This window comes from Paenibacillus tuaregi (assembly GCF_900086655.1).
GTDB lineage: Bacteria > Bacillota > Bacilli > Paenibacillales > Paenibacillaceae > Fontibacillus > Fontibacillus tuaregi.
In genome coordinates this window covers 2539570-2556632 of sequence record NZ_LT575476.1, presented here as the reverse complement: position 1 = coordinate 2556632, position 17063 = coordinate 2539570, and the positions used below count along the sequence as shown (strand labels likewise).

Genomic DNA, 17063 nt, shown 5'->3' with positions numbered 1-17063 from the left:
ATTTTCCCCCTCTTATTCGTTAAAATTGGATATGGAACCGACGAAGAAATTTATCGCTCCATGTCTTTTTTTATCGGATTTTGACGAGTGGAATTTAGTAATTTCTACATATTCAGACTAATTTTCATTAATTTTTTTAATATTTTATACACTACGCAATTTCTATTCTAACTTGGTTAATAACATAAAACAAATAAACCGATCCAAAGGATCGGTTTACAGTGCTTATTTACGGGATTAATCTACGATTTCCTCGACTTTTTCAGACAAGAACAATTTGTACAGCCTTACCGTAATAATTTTGATGATCATATATACCGGGATGACCAGAATCATGCCAAGAATTCCGGCATACTCCCCGCCGATTAAGAGCAAAATCACCGTAGTCAGCGGGTGAATGTTGATTGTTTTGCCATAGATATACGGGGCGATCAGATTCCCTTCCACCTGTTGTGCGACAACGATGACAATGAGCACCCACAGGGCCATGGATGGGGATACCGTAAAAGCAACGATGAGACAAGGAATAGCTCCAAGAAAGGCGCCCACATATGGAATGAAATTGAACAAGGCTCCTATAACAGCGAGCAGGAGCGGATATGGAAGTCCAACAATCCAAAATCCGACAAAGCTCATCACCGCCAGGATCACCGCACTGATAATTCGACCGGAGATGAAGCCGCTGAGCGCAGCATCAATGCTCTGCACAACCTGAGCTCCATCACGGGCGAACCGTTTAGGCATGGCTCTGACAATCGCCGGGGAGATCCGTTTGTCCTCTTTTAGCATGTAGTACAGAATAATTGGCACGGTACCAATGATTACAACAAAATCACTAATAAAGTTAAAGAAGTGGGACATATACCCGGTAACCATCTCTACCGCACCGTTAATATACTCCGTGATCTTGGTCGAAATCTGGGTATTGCCTGAATCGATCATGGACAAGAAACGGCTTTTCTGAATCAGTCCGATCTGGGTACGGACTCCCTCAAGCAAGCTTGGCAGATTGCTGATGAACTCCTGAACCTGCTTCGTGAGCGGAGGCCAGACGACGAAGAAGAAGAGTGTAATCAGTCCCGCAAAGCATAAATAGATCAACAGCACGGATAACATCCGGTTTACGTTTTTGGTATCCAAATAATGCACGATCGGACGAAGCAAATAGTAGAGAAAGCCTGAAATCGTCAGCGGCACAATAAGGATTTTGACGAAGGTGACCACCGGATTGAAGATAAAACTGACTTTATGTAACAGAAAAACAATCGTTAGCAGCATGATAATGCCTAGGCATGTGCGAAAAAAAGGTTTTTCCAGCAAAAACATCCCTCCCTATTCATGTATTGGTCTCAAAGACCTTACTCCTCGCCCGGCAGCGTATCCATCGCTGCATCCAGCAGCCGGTCGAACCACTCGTCATCCTCCTCAATGCGGGCATCAACCGCTAACAGCTCGTCCTCATCCCCGGATTCATTTGCAAAATGGAGACTATAATCCCACTCTTTCCCCCGTTTGCTGAAGAACGTAATTTCATAGTCCTGCTTGTGCCCGATAACCTTAAATACGGTTCGTCCCAGATAAGTTTCGTCCTCTTGCCGCTGCATAACTGCGCTAATTAACTCAAGTTCCACTTTGCCTTCTCTCCTTCGCATTATCAATAGCTTCTATTATTGTATATCCATTGTTATACTGGCATAATCAGAATCAGCTGCAGTATGACATTTGGAGTATGACCTATTATCCTAAATTTTAGAAATAGATTGCTGTAGGTTCACGCTATATCGTATCATGTTTTAGAAAGTCATTCATTTCTTTTTATACCATATCCGAATTAGCATTACCCGCATTTGGTGACTACCTAGTGAAGAGGTGTCTACATCTTGAAAACAGCTATACGCTTCCATCATACCCTTTCGCCCTCCAAGGTTCTGACGGCAGGCTTCGCTATCATTATCCTGACAGGAACAATTCTGCTGTCACTTCCGGTTTCTTCGACTGATGGAAATCGTATTCCCTTGTTGGATGCATTCTTTATGGCCACCTCTGCTACGTGTGTAACCGGCCTTACGGTCCTTGACCCGGGCACAGACCTGACTCTGCTGGGGCAGCTTGTCCTGCTTGTCTTAACCCAGGTGGGCGGTTTGGGTTTCATGACCATGGGGACTATCATTGCGCTGGCTTTCAACAAACGTATATCATTAAGAGAACGGCTGATTCTCCAAGAGGCTATGAATTACAACTCTATGGAGGGGCTGATCTCACTGATCCGGCGCGTCATCATGTATTCTTTTGTCATCGAAGCCGTTGGTGCCTTCTTGCTCTCAAGCCGCTGGGCGCTGGATATGCCGCTTACCCAGGCTGTGTATTTCGGAATCTACCACAGTATTACGATGTTCAACAATGCGGGTTTCGATTTGTTCGGGCAGGTTACAGGCCCGTTCTCGGGTTTAAGCGCTTATGCCCAGGACCTGTATGTCAATCTCGTCATTATGGGCTTGATCTTTCTTGGCGGAATTGGTTTTGTGGTGATGTCGGATCTTCTCGAATTCCGTGCCAAGCGGAAATTAAGTTTGCACTCCAAAGTTGTTCTCTCTTTCTCTCTTGCTCTTGTTGTTCTAGGCGCGCTTCTCATTTACATTATGGAGCGGACCAATGAACATACCATGGGACCACTTGGGGAAGGTGGGCGTATCCTGGCCTCTTTCTTTCAATCGGTAAGCTCGCGGTCAGGTGGTGTCAGCACGCTTGGCACAACGGATATGAATCCGTCAACCCAATTTCTTCTAGTTATTCTGATGTTCATTGGAGCTGCTCCCGGCTCTACAGGTGGTGGAATTAAAGTAACAGTTTTTGCTGTACTTATTGGAGCTGTGTTCGCCCTCATCAGAGGCAAGGACGACATTGTAATGTACAACAGACGGCTTGCCAAAGATACGATTATCAAAGCGGTCACCCAAACCTGGTTAGCTTTATTCCTTGTCATATTCGTTACAATGGCGCTATCTGTGCTGGAGGACCGCAGTTTTTTGCCTATATTATTTGAGACTACCTCCGCCTTTGGCACAACCGGGATGAGTCTTGGGCTTACCCCCATGCTCACACCGGCTGGCAAAATCATTATATGCATCGTAATGTTCCTTGGAAGGGTAGGGCCCCTCACTCTGGCCTATGCACTTGCTCCCCGGTCGTCTAAGGAGCTTTACCGTCATCCTGAAGGCAGAATCACCATTGGTTAGCCAATTTACAGAGTCGTGCGTATATACCTTTGAATATAAAACAATTGAGGAACGAACCAAACCTTCGTTCCATGGGAGGTTAATCAGATGAACAGCTTAGCTTATGCCCTGCTAGCCATGCTTGTCCGTAAGCCGTGCTCCGGTTATGAGCTTGCGGAGATGCTGGAAGTATTCTGGCAGGCCAAGCACAGCCAAATTTATCCGCTGCTGGCCAAGCTTGAGAATGACGGGTATTTGACCCCAGAGAACGTGGAGCAAACCGGACGGCCCAACAAGAAGCTGTATCACATCACCGATTCTGGCAGGGACAAGCTCAAAGCCTGGATGGATAAGGCCCCTTCCATTCCGGTTAGCAGAGATGAATTTCTAATTAAGGCTTACTCCATCTCACTGACAGATTCTGCAACAGCCAACCGGTTGTTCGAGGACCGGATCACTTATTACAAAGACAAGGTTTATAAACGGGAGAAGCTGATCCAGGAGATGGAAGCGGAATATGGGCCTGACTTAAAAAATCTGGAGCATCAAATCTTCGGAAGATATATTGTTCATCAGCGCAAGCTGCTGATGGAGCAGCAGGAAATTGCTTGGTGCAGGTGGGTGCTTACCTTAATTCGATAATGAATATAAGCTTTGCCATTCACATGGTAATGTTTATAATTCCACGCGGTAAATAGATGAATTATATTTTCTTTATAATTAAGTTTCCTGTAATATAGTACCTGTAACTTAATTGAATGGAGGTCAATTCCATGTCCGATTTTCAACAAAAATTGAACAAATATGCAGAACTGGCAGTTAAAGTAGGTGTCAATGTACAGCCAGGCCAGACGCTGGTGGTCAACTCCAGCCTGGAAGGCGCTGAGCTGGTGCGCCTCATTGTGAAGAAAGCCTATGAAGCCGGAGCCAGAACTGTCAAGGTGAACTGGAACGACGATACCGTTACCCGTCTGCGGTATGAAATGGCCGCTGAGGAATCTTTCCTTGATGAGCCAAAATGGTATGCGGGCGAAATTCTGGAGCTGGTTGAGAACGGAGCTGCCGTGCTTCACGTCATCTCTTCGGACCCGGACTTGCTGAAGGGAATCTCCAGTGAGCGTCTGACCAATCACCAGAAAACTTATGGCAAAGCCATGAGCAAATTCCGTCAATACCAGCAAGCGGACAAGTTCAGCTGGTCCATCGTTGCTGTCCCTTCTGCCGCATGGGCTGCCAAAGTATTCCCGGATGTGCCGGCAGATCAACAGGTTGACAAGCTGTGGGAAGCGATCTTCCGCACCGTTCGTGTGGATCAACCAGATACGCTTGCTGCCTGGGATGAGCATGTGAAGAATCTGAATCAGAAATCGACGTACTTAAACGACAAGAACTTCAAGAAGCTTCATTACATAGCTCCAGGGACGGATCTTACGATTGAACTTCCGGAGGGTCACCTCTGGGTTGCTGCGGACAGCACTAACGAGCGCGGACACAAGTTCCTCGCCAATCTGCCTACAGAGGAAGTCTTCACCGCACCGCATCGCACAGGTGTCAACGGGAAGGTGTCCAGTACGAAACCTCTGAGCCATGCCGGCAATATTATTGACGAGTTCACCATTACTTTTGAGAATGGCCGGATCGTCGATGTGAAAGCCAAACAAGGCGAAGAAACTTTGAAGCAGCTCGTCGAGCTGGACGAGGGCTCCCACTATCTGGGCGAAGTTGCCTTGGTTCCGCACGGCTCGCCGATTTCTCAATCGAATATTCTGTTCTATAACACTTTGTTTGATGAAAATGCCTCAAATCACCTTGCGATCGGCAGCGCCTATGCCTTTAATCTTAAGGACGGCAAGGCACTATCCCAGGAAGAGCTTCATGAGCGCGGCTTGAACACAAGCATTACGCATGTGGACTTTATGGTTGGCTCTGCGGAGATGGACATCTTCGGCATCACAGCTGACGGGGAAGAAATCCAGCTGTTTAAGCAAGGGAATTGGGCTATCTAAGCTGAGATAAGTCAAATAAGGATGCATTACGGCTGTTCTAACTTCAGGCCGGATGCATCCTTTTTTTATAACGATTATAAAGGCAGTCTGATCGGCTGCTTGTTTTTAAAATATACGATTTCCTCATAACCGATCGATTTAGCCATAATCACCGCTTCATCCAACATCGTGCCGATGTCGTCTGGAAAATGGGCGTCTGAGCTAAGTGTCACCGGAACTCCATAGCGGTACAAAACTCTGAGGAAATTCGGACTCGGACACATCTCCTTAACCGGATAACGGTAAGCGAGACCCGTATTAATTTCCGAGGCGACTCCCGCATTAGCCAAAGCCGATGCAACAGCTTCATACCAACCCAGCAATTTGCCCTCCGATGGGCGATAGCCAAACACTTTCAGGTTATCCAAGTGGGCAATGAACTGGAACAAGCCGCTGTTCACGGCTTTAATCACCGTCTCAAAGTGCCGGGCGTACAATTCATGAAGCTGCTGTTCCTTAAAATGATGCTGGGTTTCCGGATTGTCGAAGCCCCAACCGTTAAGAAAATGCACCGAACCGATAATATAATCGAACTCATATTGGGAGAGCAGCTCGCCCAGTTCCACTTCCCCGTCCTCGAAGTAATCTGCTTCAACTCCAACCGATAAATTCCCATAGAACCTGGCGGCGTTCTGAACACCTTCCAGATAATCGCGAATGGAATATATACATACCTGATCGAGCCATTCCCTTTGAAGCCTCCCGATGGGGCTGTCATCCAGCAGCATGTGCTTCTCGTAATAGGGCTTAAATTCCTTAAACCGGTACAGATGATCTACAACGCCAAAATAGCTGATCCCCTCGCGTGAACCCTGTTCCAGGTACTTGGTGATCCATCGTTCCGAATAACAGCCCTCCTCCATGCGTCTTGAGAGCTGACGCACCACAGATTGGACTGCTTCCAGACTGTTTGGACTTACCGACTCCGGTGTCCGCCGTGTAGACTGAAGAGCCTGACATGTGCGCTGAAGCCAATTTAGACTATAAGGCCCTTCTTCCAAGTGAAAATGAAAATCTACCTTCACATCAATTCCCTCCCGGATGTTCTCCATTAAACTTAAAGCCTGGCACCTTGGTGTAGATCATCTCTTCCGTTACTGGAAGAGACATCATCCGGCACAGCAGTGGAGCTATGGTGAGCTGCGGAATATATTGATCTGTATAACAGCCTGGCTCGAACATGGAGCCTATGCCATAAAGCGGAACATCCCTCTCTTCCTCTCCCGTCCCACCATGCTGTCCATCCTTGTTCATGCCATGATCGGACGTCACGATGATCTCGTACCCGAGAGACATCCAGAGTGGAAGGAATGTCGCCAGAATCATGTCGGCTTCAAGCGCCTTCCCCCGGTACTCCCTGGAATCTGAGGAGAACTTGTGTCCGATATCATCAATTCCCATGGGATGGATGTATAGGAAGTCAGGGGCATGCTGGCGCCGCAGAATCTCGGCATCTACAAATAAATGAGAATCGGGATATCCATCGTCAAAATAAAACTTGCCATGCTGGATCGGCAGCTTTACGTCATGCTGCTCCCGGTCTTCAATCCGGTCGAAGGGAGCACGGTTGTACAGCTCGCTGACCCAGTAATAAGCAGCTGCCGCTGTAGTCAACCCCTTCTCCGCAGCCAGATGAAACAGGCTCTTCTGCTTGGATAATCTGACGATATGATTTGCAGTAATGCCGTTCACCGAGCTAGGAGTACCGGTAAGAAGCACTTCGTACAGCGGTCTGGATAGACTGGGAAGCTCGGATTTCACCTTGTAGCAAGCGGCCTTCGAGGCTTCAACCAGATGATTCAAATACCCCATCGACGCTCTTGCAGTTTCGTATTTGAGCCCATCTAACACAATCATAATAACCTTGGCCATGTTCCATTCCTCCTGTTCTTCTCTTTCCTTCCGTTGTTATAAAATAATTACCCGCTGCCCGGTGTAATCCACTCTACCTTCTTGCGCTTTATGAATTCTTGCCAGGAAGGCGGAGGATTCTGATCGGATACGATCACATCACACTTCTCCAAGGGCATAATCGGAGCGAATGTATTAATCCCAAACTTGGAATGGTCCGCAAGAACAACCACTTCTTGAGCCGCCTCCGCAAATACACTGGACATAGATGCTTCATTGAGGTCATAATCCGTGAACCCGTGGGTGAGTGAGACACCACCTACGGAGAGAAAGGCCTGATCGATATTGAACCCGCTCATCATCCGCTCTGCAAGGATACCTGAGACAGACAACTGCCTAGAGCTTGCCTCTCCGCCCAGAATGATCACCTTCCCATCGAACAGGTCACGGCTCAGCGCCTCCAGCAAACAGGATGCAACCGGAATCGAGCCTGTTAAAATCGTTAAACCGGTCCGCCCGGAAATGGCTTGCGCCATTTCAAGTGTGGTCGTTCCCCCATCAATCACGATGGTTCTCCCATCTTTGACCAGCCCGGCAGCGCGTCCGCCAATAGCCTTTTTCTCGGCGGCATGCATATTCTGCCTTTGGGTGTATGGGGCTTCATCACTGCGGAATGAGGATTTGACGGCCCCACCATAGACTCTACGTAGGTAGCCCTGCCGTTCAAGCACTTGAAGGTCTCTACGGATCGTCTCCATGGAGACACAGAACTGCTCAGCCAGGGGAGCAACCATGACCTTGCCCTCCCGCTCCAGTTCCGTTAGAATTCTGGTTTTTCTGCCTTCTGCCAATACAGACATGACTTACACCTCACCGGCCTCAAGCGGAATACAAGCAGCCAGTTCAAACTCTATCTGGACAGGCTCTCCATCGTGAGCTTTGGTTACCGGTGATGCGTTAAGCATATCCGCATGAAGCTTCACCCCATCCGCTTCAATCTGATAGCGGATTATATTGCCCAGCATCACAGACTCAAGCACCACACCTGTTACGGTTACAGAAGGCCCTTCCTCCACTGCCCCCTGTTGCCGGTCAGAGGTGCCGGCACGCTCCGGCGTCACCGTCACCGCCTCTGGACGAAGCGCATAGTATATGCCTGAAGCAAGCGGCTGTCTCGTAAGCCTCATCAGGTCTTCCGCGGCTATGACGTTATAGCTGCCGATAAAGCGTGCCGCGAACTCATCTCTAGGACGCGAGTAGACTTCATCCGGTGTGCCTGTTTGCACGATCCGTCCCTGATTCATCAGACAGACTTTATCCGAGATTGTAAGGGCTTCCTCCTGATCGTGGGTAACGAACAGCATCGTCATTCCTACCCGCTTCTGGATCTGTCTTAGCTCCGTACGAAGGTGCTTGCGGATCTTGGCATCAAGGGCACTGAGAGGTTCATCCATCAGCATCAGCTTCGGTTCCACAGCCAGTGAACGGGCCAGGGACACCCGCTGCTGCTGCCCGCCGGACAACTCATGAGGATAAGCTTTGGCTTTATCCTCCAGGTCCACAAGCTGGAGCATCTCCCCGACCTTTGCTTTGACCTGTGCCCCGCTCTTCTTTTGCATCGAAAGTCCAAAAGCGATATTGTCATAGACATTCATATTGGGGAACAGGGCATACGATTGGAATACCATTCCAACGTCCCGGTTTTTCGGAGGAAGCCCGGTAATGTCTCTTCCCCCAAGAACGATCCTGCCCCGGTCCATGCCGGTGAGCCCGGAAATACATCTGAGCAAAGTGCTCTTCCCGCACCCGCTTGGCCCGAGCAGGGTGACCATTTCTCCTTCATTCACTTCAAGATCCAGTTCCTTCAGAACCGAAATCCTGTTAAATGTTTTATTCACTTGATTCAGGAATAAGTAGCTCATAGATCTGATCCTTTCTTAGTTACTGGTGTGGATTGTTTATACAGAAGACCGCTGAGCGCAAGGAGAAGTCCAGAGAGGACGAGAATAACAAGAAAATAGCAGATGACCACAGCACTTGCGACATGCCCGCTCTCAATCAGTCGATGGTACAAATAAATTTGGATGGTCTCGAACCGGCCGCCCACGAGTAGATTGGCAAGCACAAACTCACCGAACAGAATGGAAAATGACAGCAGCACAGAGACGCGGATTCCCGGCAGAACGTTGGGAATGATGATTCTGCGGAAGGCTTCAAGCTTCCCGGCGCCGAGCAGTTCCGCTGCTTCAATAAGTTCCTTGGCTCGTACGGTCCGCATACTGTTGCGTATCCCCTGGTACATATAAGGAAGAACGGCGACAAAATATACGCCAACCAGAATCCAGATCGTACCGGAGATCGCTACCGGACCAGAGGAATACAATTTGAGCAGTCCCACAGCCATCACCACAGGCGGGGCGGCATAAGGAATCAGCACCAGGATATTGAGCAATCTCTCCAGCTTGGGTAGGTAGACTGTGACAATAAAGATCGTTGGCAGCATGACAACAACACTGAGAATGACACTTAGGAAACAGATCCCCAGCGTTCTCCACATAGACTCCTGGAATCTGGAATCAAGGAACAATTGACGGAACCAGTCCAAGGTCCACTCATCTGGAAGAATACTGCTCTGCCAAGATCGGGCTAACGAATAGATTAAGGTCGCTATAAGCGGAAGAATCAGATAGATCATCGTCAGGGTAAGAACCACCGTGGGAAAGACGCGCCCTTTTCTTTCGTTCTTCATCCGAGATCCCTCCTTACCCGCTTCATTAAACGGTCATTAATCCATAAGCTCAGAATCATGGTTAAGCCAAGCACCATGGCCAGCGCGCTGCCAAGCTGCGGCCTTGTTATGACCTCACCGGCAACAAGGGAACTGATCCGGATGGCAAGCAGATTGTAGTTGGCACCGACCAGCGCATAGGCTGTGGCATAGGCCCCCATGGCATTCGCGAACAGAATGGTGAAGGTTCCTGCCGCCGCAGGCAGCAGAAGAGGCAGAGCAATACGGCTCCAGTACTGGAAGGCTCCCGCTCCGAGCAAAGCCGAGGCCTCCCTCCACTCCTCCCGGATGCCGTAATAGGTCGGGTAGAGCAGAAGCGCCGCAAGCGGAATTTGGAAATAAACATACACAAGAATCAGACCTGACCAAGAATACAGATTAAAGCCCGAGAAGATGGAAAGCCCCCAATGCTCGAACAAGAGCGTAAATACCCCGTTGCTGCCAAGCAGGATAATGTAGGCGAATGCCAGAGGAATCCCGGCGAAGTTAGAGGTCATATTGGAGATCATTAGGACGCGTGTCCGGGTCCGCTCCGATACCCGGGTGATCGCATAGGCTATGAACAAGCCGGCAATGATTGCAATGAAGCTGGATGCGGCAGAGATCAGCACGCTGTTCTTGATTGCCTGAAGGTAGAACATCTTGGTGAACGCCGTGACATACTGCTCGAATGAAAAGCCGGTGCCCTCATCATTCTTGAAGCTTTCTATAACTACAGAGAGCGCCGGCAGAATCTCAAAGGCCAGAATTAATATACAGAAAGGAACCAACGCCAGCAGCAGCTTGGTATCCACTCGCCGTTTCAACATGAGGATTCTCCTTTTTAGCCGAAACAGTTACTTCCCTGTTGGAAAGTAACTGTATGGTGAAAAATTCGTTGCAATTTTGAGCTGCGTCATTTAGTTCATATGGACAAGAACTCTCTCCTGCCACAGTTCAGGAATCTGCTTGGAAGTGGCTTCCCATGCCTTGAAGTCCTTGATCGGCTTCGCAGTCTTGTACGCTTCGGTAGGCAGCAGCTTGGCGGCCACATCTTCCGGAAGCTTCACGCTATCCCGGATCGGACGGGCAAAACCTTTGGCAAGGTTGATCTGTCCTTCATCACTCAGAATATATTCACGTGTCAGCTTTGCCGCATTCGGATGAGGCGCATATTTGTTGATGATCGTTGCGTAACCGCTGACGACACTTCCTTCAGTCGGAATGGTAACCTCATAGCTGTCAGGCCCTAACTGAGCCCGGTAACCCAGCGCGTTGAAATCCCAGAGGAATGCGACTTCCACCTCACCTTTCTCCAAGTTGGCCAGGGTCAGATCGGTCTTGGCCAGACGTCCGGCCTTGGCAAGCTTTTCAAAAAAAGCGATACCCGGTTCGATATTTGTCTCATCTCCGCCGAAAGCTATCGCGGCAGCCAGAACTGCGCTTTGCGCCTGGGCGGCTTTGGTAACATCGCCAACCGAAATTTTATAATTTCCTTTAAGAAGATCATCGAAGCTTTTTGGAGGATTAGCTACTTTTTTCGTGTTGGTCAGGATCGAAATCGTCCCCTGATACCCTACAACCCAGTGTCCATCCTTGTCCTTGGCCCAATCCGGAATCTCGTCCCAATGGGAGGTCTTGTACGGCTGGGTAACCCCTTTATCTACGGCAACTGGGCCAAAAGCCATACCTACATCCCCCAGATCGGCGGTGGGCTTGTCTTTCTCCGAGTCAAACTTGGCAATCTCCTCGGCACTCGACATATCGGTATCCGTATGCTTCAGTCCATACTTGGCCGTAATATCGTTCCAAGTATCTTTCCAGTTCGCCCATGAATCCGGCATACCTACACTTACAATTTCCCCTTCCGTCTTGGCCCCTTTCTGCAATTCCTCCAGACTGACAACCGCTCCGTCTCCGGCTGATGCGCTTGCCTCTGTCGAAGCTGATTTACCGCAGCCGGACAGCATGGAACCGGCAAGTATCACAGCGGCTAACCCCATAAAAGCTTTTCTCACTGATTTTCTCCTCCTTGAACCTCATGTGATTTGTTGTGACTTTATGTTGTTTCCGTATGACTTCATTGTAGGATGGCATCATCAGCAGCATTTCAAGTGGAGGTAAACCTCATGTTAATTTGCAAATTAAGCAAATATACTGTGGAAACAAGAAGCGGCATCAGCGTTTACAAAACTGCAGTTCTCGTCTCTTCTCTTCAGGCGAAGCTGCGTCATAACAACGGGCCGGAGGGTAAGTAAGGATATATCAGAGACAGGAGGAAGCCACAATGAGCCATTTAACCGATTCACAACTGAACAAGCTGGAACAGAGCCTGCTGGAAGAGAAGCAAGAGCTCGAGCATCATTTCGAAGGAGATGATACCGAGGTTGATCATAATGAATCGCTTCGTGCTTCGACGGGGGAACTAACCGCGGTGGATAACCATCCAGGCGATGTCGGCACCGAAACGTTCGAGCGGAGCCGGGACATGGCGATCGATGACAATTTGGACTGGGAGCTTGAGCAGATCAATCATGCCCTCGAGCGGATTAAATCCGGTGAATACGGGACCTGTGAAGTCTGCGGAAAAGAGATTCCTTATCTGCGCCTGCAGGCCCTCCCTTATACGGCCTTCTGTATTGACCACACGCCTGAACGCAAGCTATCGGACGATCGGCCTATTGAAGAGCAGGTGATGACGCTTCCACCCAAGGGGGCTGGTGAGCATCGTCAGCAGGATGCCGGACGTTTTGACGATGCAGATGCCTGGCACACGGTCCAGGAATACGGAAACTCGGACTCTCCGGCCATGGCCGCCAAAAGAAATGTCAAAGATTACAATTCCATGTCCACTGATGAGGAATAATCCGATTCAGTAATAATTAGGATGAATGGCACTTCCGTCTGGAAGTGCCTTCTTTTTGTCAGCTATGCAGCTGTGACACTTTCTCGTAATACATATCTTTACAAGGAAAAATGAGGTAAAATGACTAAAGCACACCACCCACTCATCCATCTGTCGATACTGCCAACTAGGTTCAGGTGGTTCTTATGTATTAAATAGCATTGCAGGTAGAGAGGGGATTACCATGCCGGAGAAGTTGATCTATCTTCTGGCTGCCAGTTACCATGATCTCGATGAGATCATTCAGGAGCAGGTTTATTACAATTTTTACGAGCTCGTGTATGGCATGATCTTATACATCGTGAGGGATCATTCGGCAGCAGAGGATGTTATCCAAGATGCTTTTTTGAAAGTCATTCGTAAGAAACCCGCCTTTGAAAGCGAACAAAAAATGAAAGCCTGGTTAAAGGTTGTTGCCAGGAACACAGCGATCAATTATTTAAGAAAAAATAAAAAATTTCGTAACCATTTAGATTCGGACAGTGTTTTTATAAATACAGAACCTTATAACCCGGAGCCTTCCGTCGAGCAGACCGTTGAGGCCAAAATGCTGGAAGAAGCTATTATCAGCTGCCTGGAGAAGCTGAAACCAGAATACCGCCAGCTCGTTGAGTACCGATGGAAGCAAGGCCTTACTTATAAAGAGATCGCAGATGAATTGGATACGGATGAAGATGTCGTCAGACAGAGACTTTACCGGGCAAGAGAGAGTATCAAGAAGATGCTGAAAAAGGAATGGGGTGAGATCGATGCGAAGAAATTCAACAAGGTGGGATCCAGATTGTAATGAACAGCTGGATCAGCTGATTCATGATGCCCTCTCCAGGGCCCCTCAATATTCAGTACCTACTGAAGAGCAGAAGAAGACTTCCTGGCTTGAAGTAAAACAGAAGCTGGACATGGAGAAACGGCGAAACCGGATCAAAACCAAAATGCAGTGGTTCAGCGTTGTTGCCGCATCCATCACACTGGGAGCCCTGCTCTTCTCGCCTCCGCTAATGACCCAAGCCGTATCGCCTTTCTATCAGCAAATCAAGCAGATGGGAACGGGACTCATTCAAGTGGTCTTCGGCAAAGATACGTACGTCGATACTACCCACGCGAAGACCGCTCCTCCTCCTGACGTTTATCGTGAGGATCAGAGCAAAGCCTTCATCAAGCTGGGTGAAGTAGATAAGCTGGAGCCTCAGCTGGTCACGTTAGAAGAAGCGAAGCGCAGTCTGTCATTCCCCCTTCCTAATCTTCCTTCTCTACCTTCACGATTTCAGTTGGAGAACATCTCTTTATTCCAGACAGAGACGGATAAGCCGGCGGGATGGATCGAATTCAGATACAAGACGAGGGATGCGAAGCTATTCTGCATCAGTATGAGAAGAATGGAAGGCAACCGGAGCATCAACTCAACCACCACGGTAGATACACGTGAAATTAAGCTTGATAATGGGGGCAAAGCTTTTTTTTCCGGTGGAGAGCTCCCCCAGATTAAATTTATGGAAGATAATATCTATATTCATATGTACGGAGCCCTAACGGAAGAAGAACTTCTGCAGGCCGCGAATCAAATCGGTAATTAAGCTGATCAAAATATTCAAGGATTCAAACCAACCGCGATGGGAGCGGGCGTCTCCTCCTTGAAGCCTTCCGAACACCAACGAACTCATAAACAAAATCAGGGGCGTCTCTGCGACGGCCCCTGATTTGTCTTGCTAACAGACTCGTTTAGCTGCCTAGAAGTGAATTGCTGTAGACAACGGACTGTTCATAGATTCCGCCCTGGCTGACCCAAAGTACGGCCTTCGCACGATAATAGTACCCGCTCTTAACCTCAAAGTTAGCGTAGCCCTTCAAGTTGCTTACATTAGAGTCGCTTAAATTCACTGAAGGCCCATCCTCCCAATTCGTGCCTGTCCACCGCTGCAGGGTAAATATGATGCCCATGGATTCTACCTTTTGATTCGCAATCGTCTCCGCAGTACATTTTACTTTGAGTGACCCATTTGACTCAATGAGTACATTGCCCCCATATAAGTACTTGTTAGCTGCTCCGAGGATATATGTATTTGTCTCCTGCGGCGGCGGGGATGTGAGCGCAGCGCCCTTACTCGCTTCCGCGCCCACACTTACTGGCGCTGCCAGCAGCATGAACACCAAGATGAAAGACAGTACTGCAGATGAAGCCAATCGTTTTGAAACCTTCATAACTAATCTACTCTCCTCATTTATATGATTACTACAACTAATTAACATCATCGAAAGAAGAGTAGTTACATAGTTAGCAAAAAAATGTTGAAAATTAGCGTAAGTTGTTAGGATTATCAGCGCTTCTCTCTTATACTAAATGACAAGCCACATAATGGCCGCCGCCGGCATCGCGAAAGTCGGGAACTTCCTCCCTGCATCTCGCTTCCGCAAATGGGCACCGGGTATGAAACTTGCAGCCGCGCGGCGGGTTAGCCGGACTTGGGATGTCCCCTTTAAGAACAATCCGCTCCCTCTTTAATTTGGGAATAGGAACAGGTACAGCTGAGAGCAGCGCCTTCGTATAGGGATGAAGCGGATTGCGGAACAGTTCATCCCTGGATGCGGTCTCAACCATGGACCCCAAATACATAACACCGATCCGGGTGCATAAATGCTCCACAACACTAAGGTCATGGGAGATAAATAAATAGGCAAGCCCTCTGGTCTCTTGTAGATTGCGGAACAGGTTAATGATCTGGGCCTGGATCGAGACATCCAGCGCCGAGACCGGCTCATCCGCAATAATGAGATCCGGGTTCAAGATCAGCGCCCGGGCGATGCCAATCCGCTGCCGCTGACCGCCTGAGAACTCATGCGGGAACCGGTCGATATGGTAAGCCGACAAGCCGCATGATGCGAGCACCTCCTGAACACGCTCCCGGATTTCTCCCCGGTCAGCCAGGCCATGGTCGAGAAGCGCTTCACCAATCGCATCACCTACCCTTACCCTTGGATTCAAAGAGCTGTAAGGGTCCTGAAAGATCAGCTGCATTCGGGGCCGAAGCTTCCGAAGCTCCTGCGGGGCAAGATTATAGACATCGATTCCCTTGAATTTCACTTCTCCGCTCGTCTTATCCGTTAATCTGACGATGGTTCGGCCTACTGTGCTTTTTCCGCTGCCGGACTCGCCTACCAATCCAAAGGTTTCCCCTGGTCCAATCGTAATGGAGACATCGTCAACCGCCTTAACATAACCCGTAGTTCTGTTCAGAAGACCGGACTTCACAGGGAAATATTTCTTCAAATGTTGAACCTCGAGCAGCTGCTCAGGCATACACTTTCGCCTCCTCGTACAGCCAACAGGCTGCCTTCTGCTGTTCCCCAACCTTCTTCAGATTTGGTTCTTCCATACGGCACACAGCCATGCAATGCTCACAGCGATCGTGGAAATAGCAGGACGGCTGAAGCTCCAACGGATTCGGCACCTGCCCGGGTATCGAATACAGCTCATCCTGACGCTGGTTAATCACCGGTTTAGATCGAAGCAGGCCCTGCGTATAAGGATGCTTCGGGTTGGCAAATAGCTGGGTAACCTCGCCCTCTTCGACAATTTTGCCGGAATACATAACGATGACATAATCCGCCATTTCAGCGACAACCCCCAGATCATGGGTAATCAGCAGAATGGACATGTCCGAATCCTCTTTGAATCTGCGAAGCAGATCGAGGATTTGCGCCTGGATCGTAACATCCAGGGCCGTAGTCGGCTCATCAGCAATCAATAGCTTTGGGTTACAGGAGATTGCGATCGCAATCATAATCCGCTGCAGCATGCCCCCGCTAAGCTCATGCGGGTAGCTCCGGAAAATCTGCTCAGGACGGGAGATTCCCACCTGTTCAATTAACTCAATAGCCCGGGTGTGCGCATCCCGGCGGCTTAAGTTCAGATGAACCCGAAGGGGTTCCACAATCTGTTCGCCAATCGTAATCACGGGATTCAGAGATGACATTGGCTCCTGAAAAATCATGGCGATCTCATTCCCCCGCAAATGGCGAAGCTCATGTCTGTTCAGCTTGGTCAGATCACGCCCGTCAAAATGGATCGATCCACCGGCCACTTTCCCCGCCGGACCCTCGATAAGCCCCATGATGGACATCGCCGTAATGCTTTTGCCACAGCCGGACTCTCCCACAATGCATACCGTCTCCCCTTTGCGGACATGCAGACTAATGTCATCAACCGCCTTGATCGTTCCTTCTTCTGTTTTGAAATGTGTGCTTAGATGTTCAATATTCAGTAAATCGTTCATCAGATGTCC

Annotated in this window: 19 protein-coding genes; 7 read left to right on the top strand and 12 right to left on the bottom strand. The window is 49.0% G+C overall.

The genetic code is table 11. The features are described 5' to 3' along the window. Positions 1-237 precede the first annotated feature (237 nt). The gene (locus tag BN6628_RS11840; RefSeq protein WP_187386131.1) at positions 238-1320 is read right to left on the bottom strand and encodes an AI-2E family transporter; all 1083 of its coding nucleotides are present in this window, start codon (positions 1318-1320) and stop codon (positions 238-240) included. Positions 1321-1358: 38 nt separating this feature from the next. Beyond that, entirely contained in the window at positions 1359-1604 is a 246-nt protein-coding gene (locus BN6628_RS11835) for a hypothetical protein (RefSeq protein WP_235847727.1), read from the bottom strand. 276 nt (positions 1605-1880) lie between these two features. Between BN6628_RS11835 and BN6628_RS11830 the strand changes: the two genes are divergently transcribed. The 3 genes from BN6628_RS11830 (at position 1881) to BN6628_RS11820 (ending at position 5221) form a co-directional block, all read left to right on the top strand. Then, entirely contained in the window at positions 1881-3236 is a 1356-nt protein-coding gene (locus tag BN6628_RS11830) for a TrkH family potassium uptake protein (protein ID WP_082926885.1), read from the top strand. Positions 3237-3323: 87 nt separating this feature from the next. Beyond that, positions 3324-3857, top strand: a complete 534-nt coding sequence (locus tag BN6628_RS11825) for a PadR family transcriptional regulator (RefSeq protein WP_068617625.1) — start codon at positions 3324-3326, stop codon at positions 3855-3857. Positions 3858-3988: 131 nt separating this feature from the next. Beyond that, complete coding sequence (locus tag BN6628_RS11820) at positions 3989-5221, top strand: aminopeptidase (RefSeq protein ID WP_068617622.1); 1233 nt, start codon at positions 3989-3991, stop codon at positions 5219-5221. Between the two features lie 74 nt (positions 5222-5295). Here the strand turns inward: BN6628_RS11820 and BN6628_RS11815 are convergent, their stop codons facing one another. The 7 genes from BN6628_RS11815 to BN6628_RS11785 form a co-directional block, all read right to left on the bottom strand. After that, on the bottom strand, positions 5296-6285 hold the full coding sequence (locus tag BN6628_RS11815; protein WP_068622238.1) for a PHP domain-containing protein: 990 nt from the start codon (positions 6283-6285) through the stop codon (positions 5296-5298). Position 6286: 1 nt separating this feature from the next. After that, a complete protein-coding gene (locus BN6628_RS11810) occupies positions 6287-7132 on the bottom strand; it encodes an alkaline phosphatase family protein (protein WP_068617620.1) in 846 nt (281 codons plus the stop codon). A gap of 47 nt (positions 7133-7179) precedes the next feature. Further along, positions 7180-7971: a DeoR/GlpR family DNA-binding transcription regulator gene (locus tag BN6628_RS11805; protein WP_068617618.1), complete on the bottom strand. Its 792-nt coding sequence runs from the start codon at positions 7969-7971 to the stop codon at positions 7180-7182. 3 nt (positions 7972-7974) lie between these two features. Further along, a complete protein-coding gene (locus BN6628_RS11800; protein ID WP_068617616.1) occupies positions 7975-9033 on the bottom strand; it encodes an ABC transporter ATP-binding protein in 1059 nt (352 codons plus the stop codon). Further along, positions 9030-9860 carry an ABC transporter permease gene (locus tag BN6628_RS11795; RefSeq protein WP_068617614.1) on the bottom strand — a complete coding sequence of 277 codons (831 nt, stop codon included), beginning with the start codon at positions 9858-9860 and terminating at the stop codon, positions 9030-9032. Before BN6628_RS11795 ends, BN6628_RS11800 begins: the two co-directional genes overlap by 4 nt. Then, a complete protein-coding gene (locus BN6628_RS11790) occupies positions 9857-10708 on the bottom strand; it encodes an ABC transporter permease (RefSeq protein ID WP_068617612.1) in 852 nt (283 codons plus the stop codon). Before BN6628_RS11790 ends, BN6628_RS11795 begins: the two co-directional genes overlap by 4 nt. Positions 10709-10798: 90 nt before the next feature. After that, positions 10799-11881: an ABC transporter substrate-binding protein gene (locus BN6628_RS11785; RefSeq protein WP_068622236.1), complete on the bottom strand. Its 1083-nt coding sequence runs from the start codon at positions 11879-11881 to the stop codon at positions 10799-10801. A 126-nt stretch (positions 11882-12007) separates the two neighbouring features. On the opposite strand from BN6628_RS11785, the gene BN6628_RS26835 reads away from it, so the two are divergent. The 4 genes from BN6628_RS26835 to BN6628_RS11770 all read left to right on the top strand — a co-directional run bounded on the left by BN6628_RS26835 (position 12008) and on the right by BN6628_RS11770 (position 14357). Continuing rightward, complete coding sequence (locus tag BN6628_RS26835; protein ID WP_262363154.1) at positions 12008-12136, top strand: hypothetical protein; 129 nt, start codon at positions 12008-12010, stop codon at positions 12134-12136. Positions 12137-12165: 29 nt separating this feature from the next. Beyond that, positions 12166-12744, top strand: coding sequence for a TraR/DksA C4-type zinc finger protein (locus BN6628_RS11780; RefSeq protein ID WP_068617610.1), 579 nt, complete (start codon positions 12166-12168; stop codon positions 12742-12744). Positions 12745-12967: 223 nt separating this feature from the next. Then, positions 12968-13570, top strand: coding sequence for an RNA polymerase sigma factor (locus BN6628_RS11775; RefSeq protein ID WP_068617608.1), 603 nt, complete (start codon positions 12968-12970; stop codon positions 13568-13570). Continuing rightward, the gene (locus BN6628_RS11770; protein WP_068617606.1) at positions 13533-14357 is read left to right on the top strand and encodes a hypothetical protein; all 825 of its coding nucleotides are present in this window, start codon (positions 13533-13535) and stop codon (positions 14355-14357) included. Before BN6628_RS11775 ends, BN6628_RS11770 begins: the two co-directional genes overlap by 38 nt. A gap of 145 nt (positions 14358-14502) precedes the next feature. Here BN6628_RS11770 and BN6628_RS11765 read toward each other — a convergent pair whose 3' ends face one another. The 3 genes from BN6628_RS11765 to BN6628_RS11755 all read right to left on the bottom strand — a co-directional run bounded on the left by BN6628_RS11765 (position 14503) and on the right by BN6628_RS11755 (position 17054). Continuing rightward, complete coding sequence (locus tag BN6628_RS11765) at positions 14503-14982, bottom strand: hypothetical protein (RefSeq protein WP_068617604.1); 480 nt, start codon at positions 14980-14982, stop codon at positions 14503-14505. A 130-nt stretch (positions 14983-15112) separates the two neighbouring features. Beyond that, positions 15113-16078, bottom strand: coding sequence for an ABC transporter ATP-binding protein (locus BN6628_RS11760; RefSeq protein WP_068617602.1), 966 nt, complete (start codon positions 16076-16078; stop codon positions 15113-15115). After that, positions 16071-17054 carry an ABC transporter ATP-binding protein gene (locus BN6628_RS11755; RefSeq protein ID WP_068617600.1) on the bottom strand — a complete coding sequence of 328 codons (984 nt, stop codon included), beginning with the start codon at positions 17052-17054 and terminating at the stop codon, positions 16071-16073. Before BN6628_RS11755 ends, BN6628_RS11760 begins: the two co-directional genes overlap by 8 nt. Positions 17055-17063: the final 9 nt, after the last annotated feature.

Excerpts from the sequence above, each read along its gene's own strand:
- BN6628_RS11835 (WP_235847727.1), bottom strand. The coding sequence starts at position 1,604 with ATGCAGCGGCAAGAGGACGAAACTTATCTGGGACGAACCGTATTTAAG.
- BN6628_RS11825 (WP_068617625.1), top strand. The coding sequence starts at position 3,324 with ATGAACAGCTTAGCTTATGCCCTGCTAGCCATGCTTGTCCGTAAGCCG.
- BN6628_RS11820 (WP_068617622.1), top strand. The coding sequence starts at position 3,989 with ATGTCCGATTTTCAACAAAAATTGAACAAATATGCAGAACTGGCAGTT.
- BN6628_RS11810 (WP_068617620.1), bottom strand. The coding sequence starts at position 7,132 with ATGGCCAAGGTTATTATGATTGTGTTAGATGGGCTCAAATACGAAACT.
- BN6628_RS11805 (WP_068617618.1), bottom strand. The coding sequence starts at position 7,971 with ATGTCTGTATTGGCAGAAGGCAGAAAAACCAGAATTCTAACGGAACTG.
- BN6628_RS11800 (WP_068617616.1), bottom strand. The coding sequence starts at position 9,033 with ATGAGCTACTTATTCCTGAATCAAGTGAATAAAACATTTAACAGGATT.
- BN6628_RS11795 (WP_068617614.1), bottom strand. The coding sequence starts at position 9,860 with ATGAAGAACGAAAGAAAAGGGCGCGTCTTTCCCACGGTGGTTCTTACC.
- BN6628_RS11790 (WP_068617612.1), bottom strand. The coding sequence starts at position 10,708 with ATGTTGAAACGGCGAGTGGATACCAAGCTGCTGCTGGCGTTGGTTCCT.
- BN6628_RS11785 (WP_068622236.1), bottom strand. The coding sequence starts at position 11,881 with ATGGGGTTAGCCGCTGTGATACTTGCCGGTTCCATGCTGTCCGGCTGC.
- BN6628_RS26835 (WP_262363154.1), top strand. The coding sequence starts at position 12,008 with ATGTTAATTTGCAAATTAAGCAAATATACTGTGGAAACAAGAAGCGGC.
- BN6628_RS11780 (WP_068617610.1), top strand. The coding sequence starts at position 12,166 with ATGAGCCATTTAACCGATTCACAACTGAACAAGCTGGAACAGAGCCTG.
- BN6628_RS11775 (WP_068617608.1), top strand. The coding sequence starts at position 12,968 with ATGCCGGAGAAGTTGATCTATCTTCTGGCTGCCAGTTACCATGATCTC.
- BN6628_RS11770 (WP_068617606.1), top strand. The coding sequence starts at position 13,533 with ATGCGAAGAAATTCAACAAGGTGGGATCCAGATTGTAATGAACAGCTG.
- BN6628_RS11765 (WP_068617604.1), bottom strand. The coding sequence starts at position 14,982 with ATGAAGGTTTCAAAACGATTGGCTTCATCTGCAGTACTGTCTTTCATC.
- BN6628_RS11760 (WP_068617602.1), bottom strand. The coding sequence starts at position 16,078 with ATGCCTGAGCAGCTGCTCGAGGTTCAACATTTGAAGAAATATTTCCCT.
- BN6628_RS11755 (WP_068617600.1), bottom strand. The coding sequence starts at position 17,054 with ATGAACGATTTACTGAATATTGAACATCTAAGCACACATTTCAAAACA.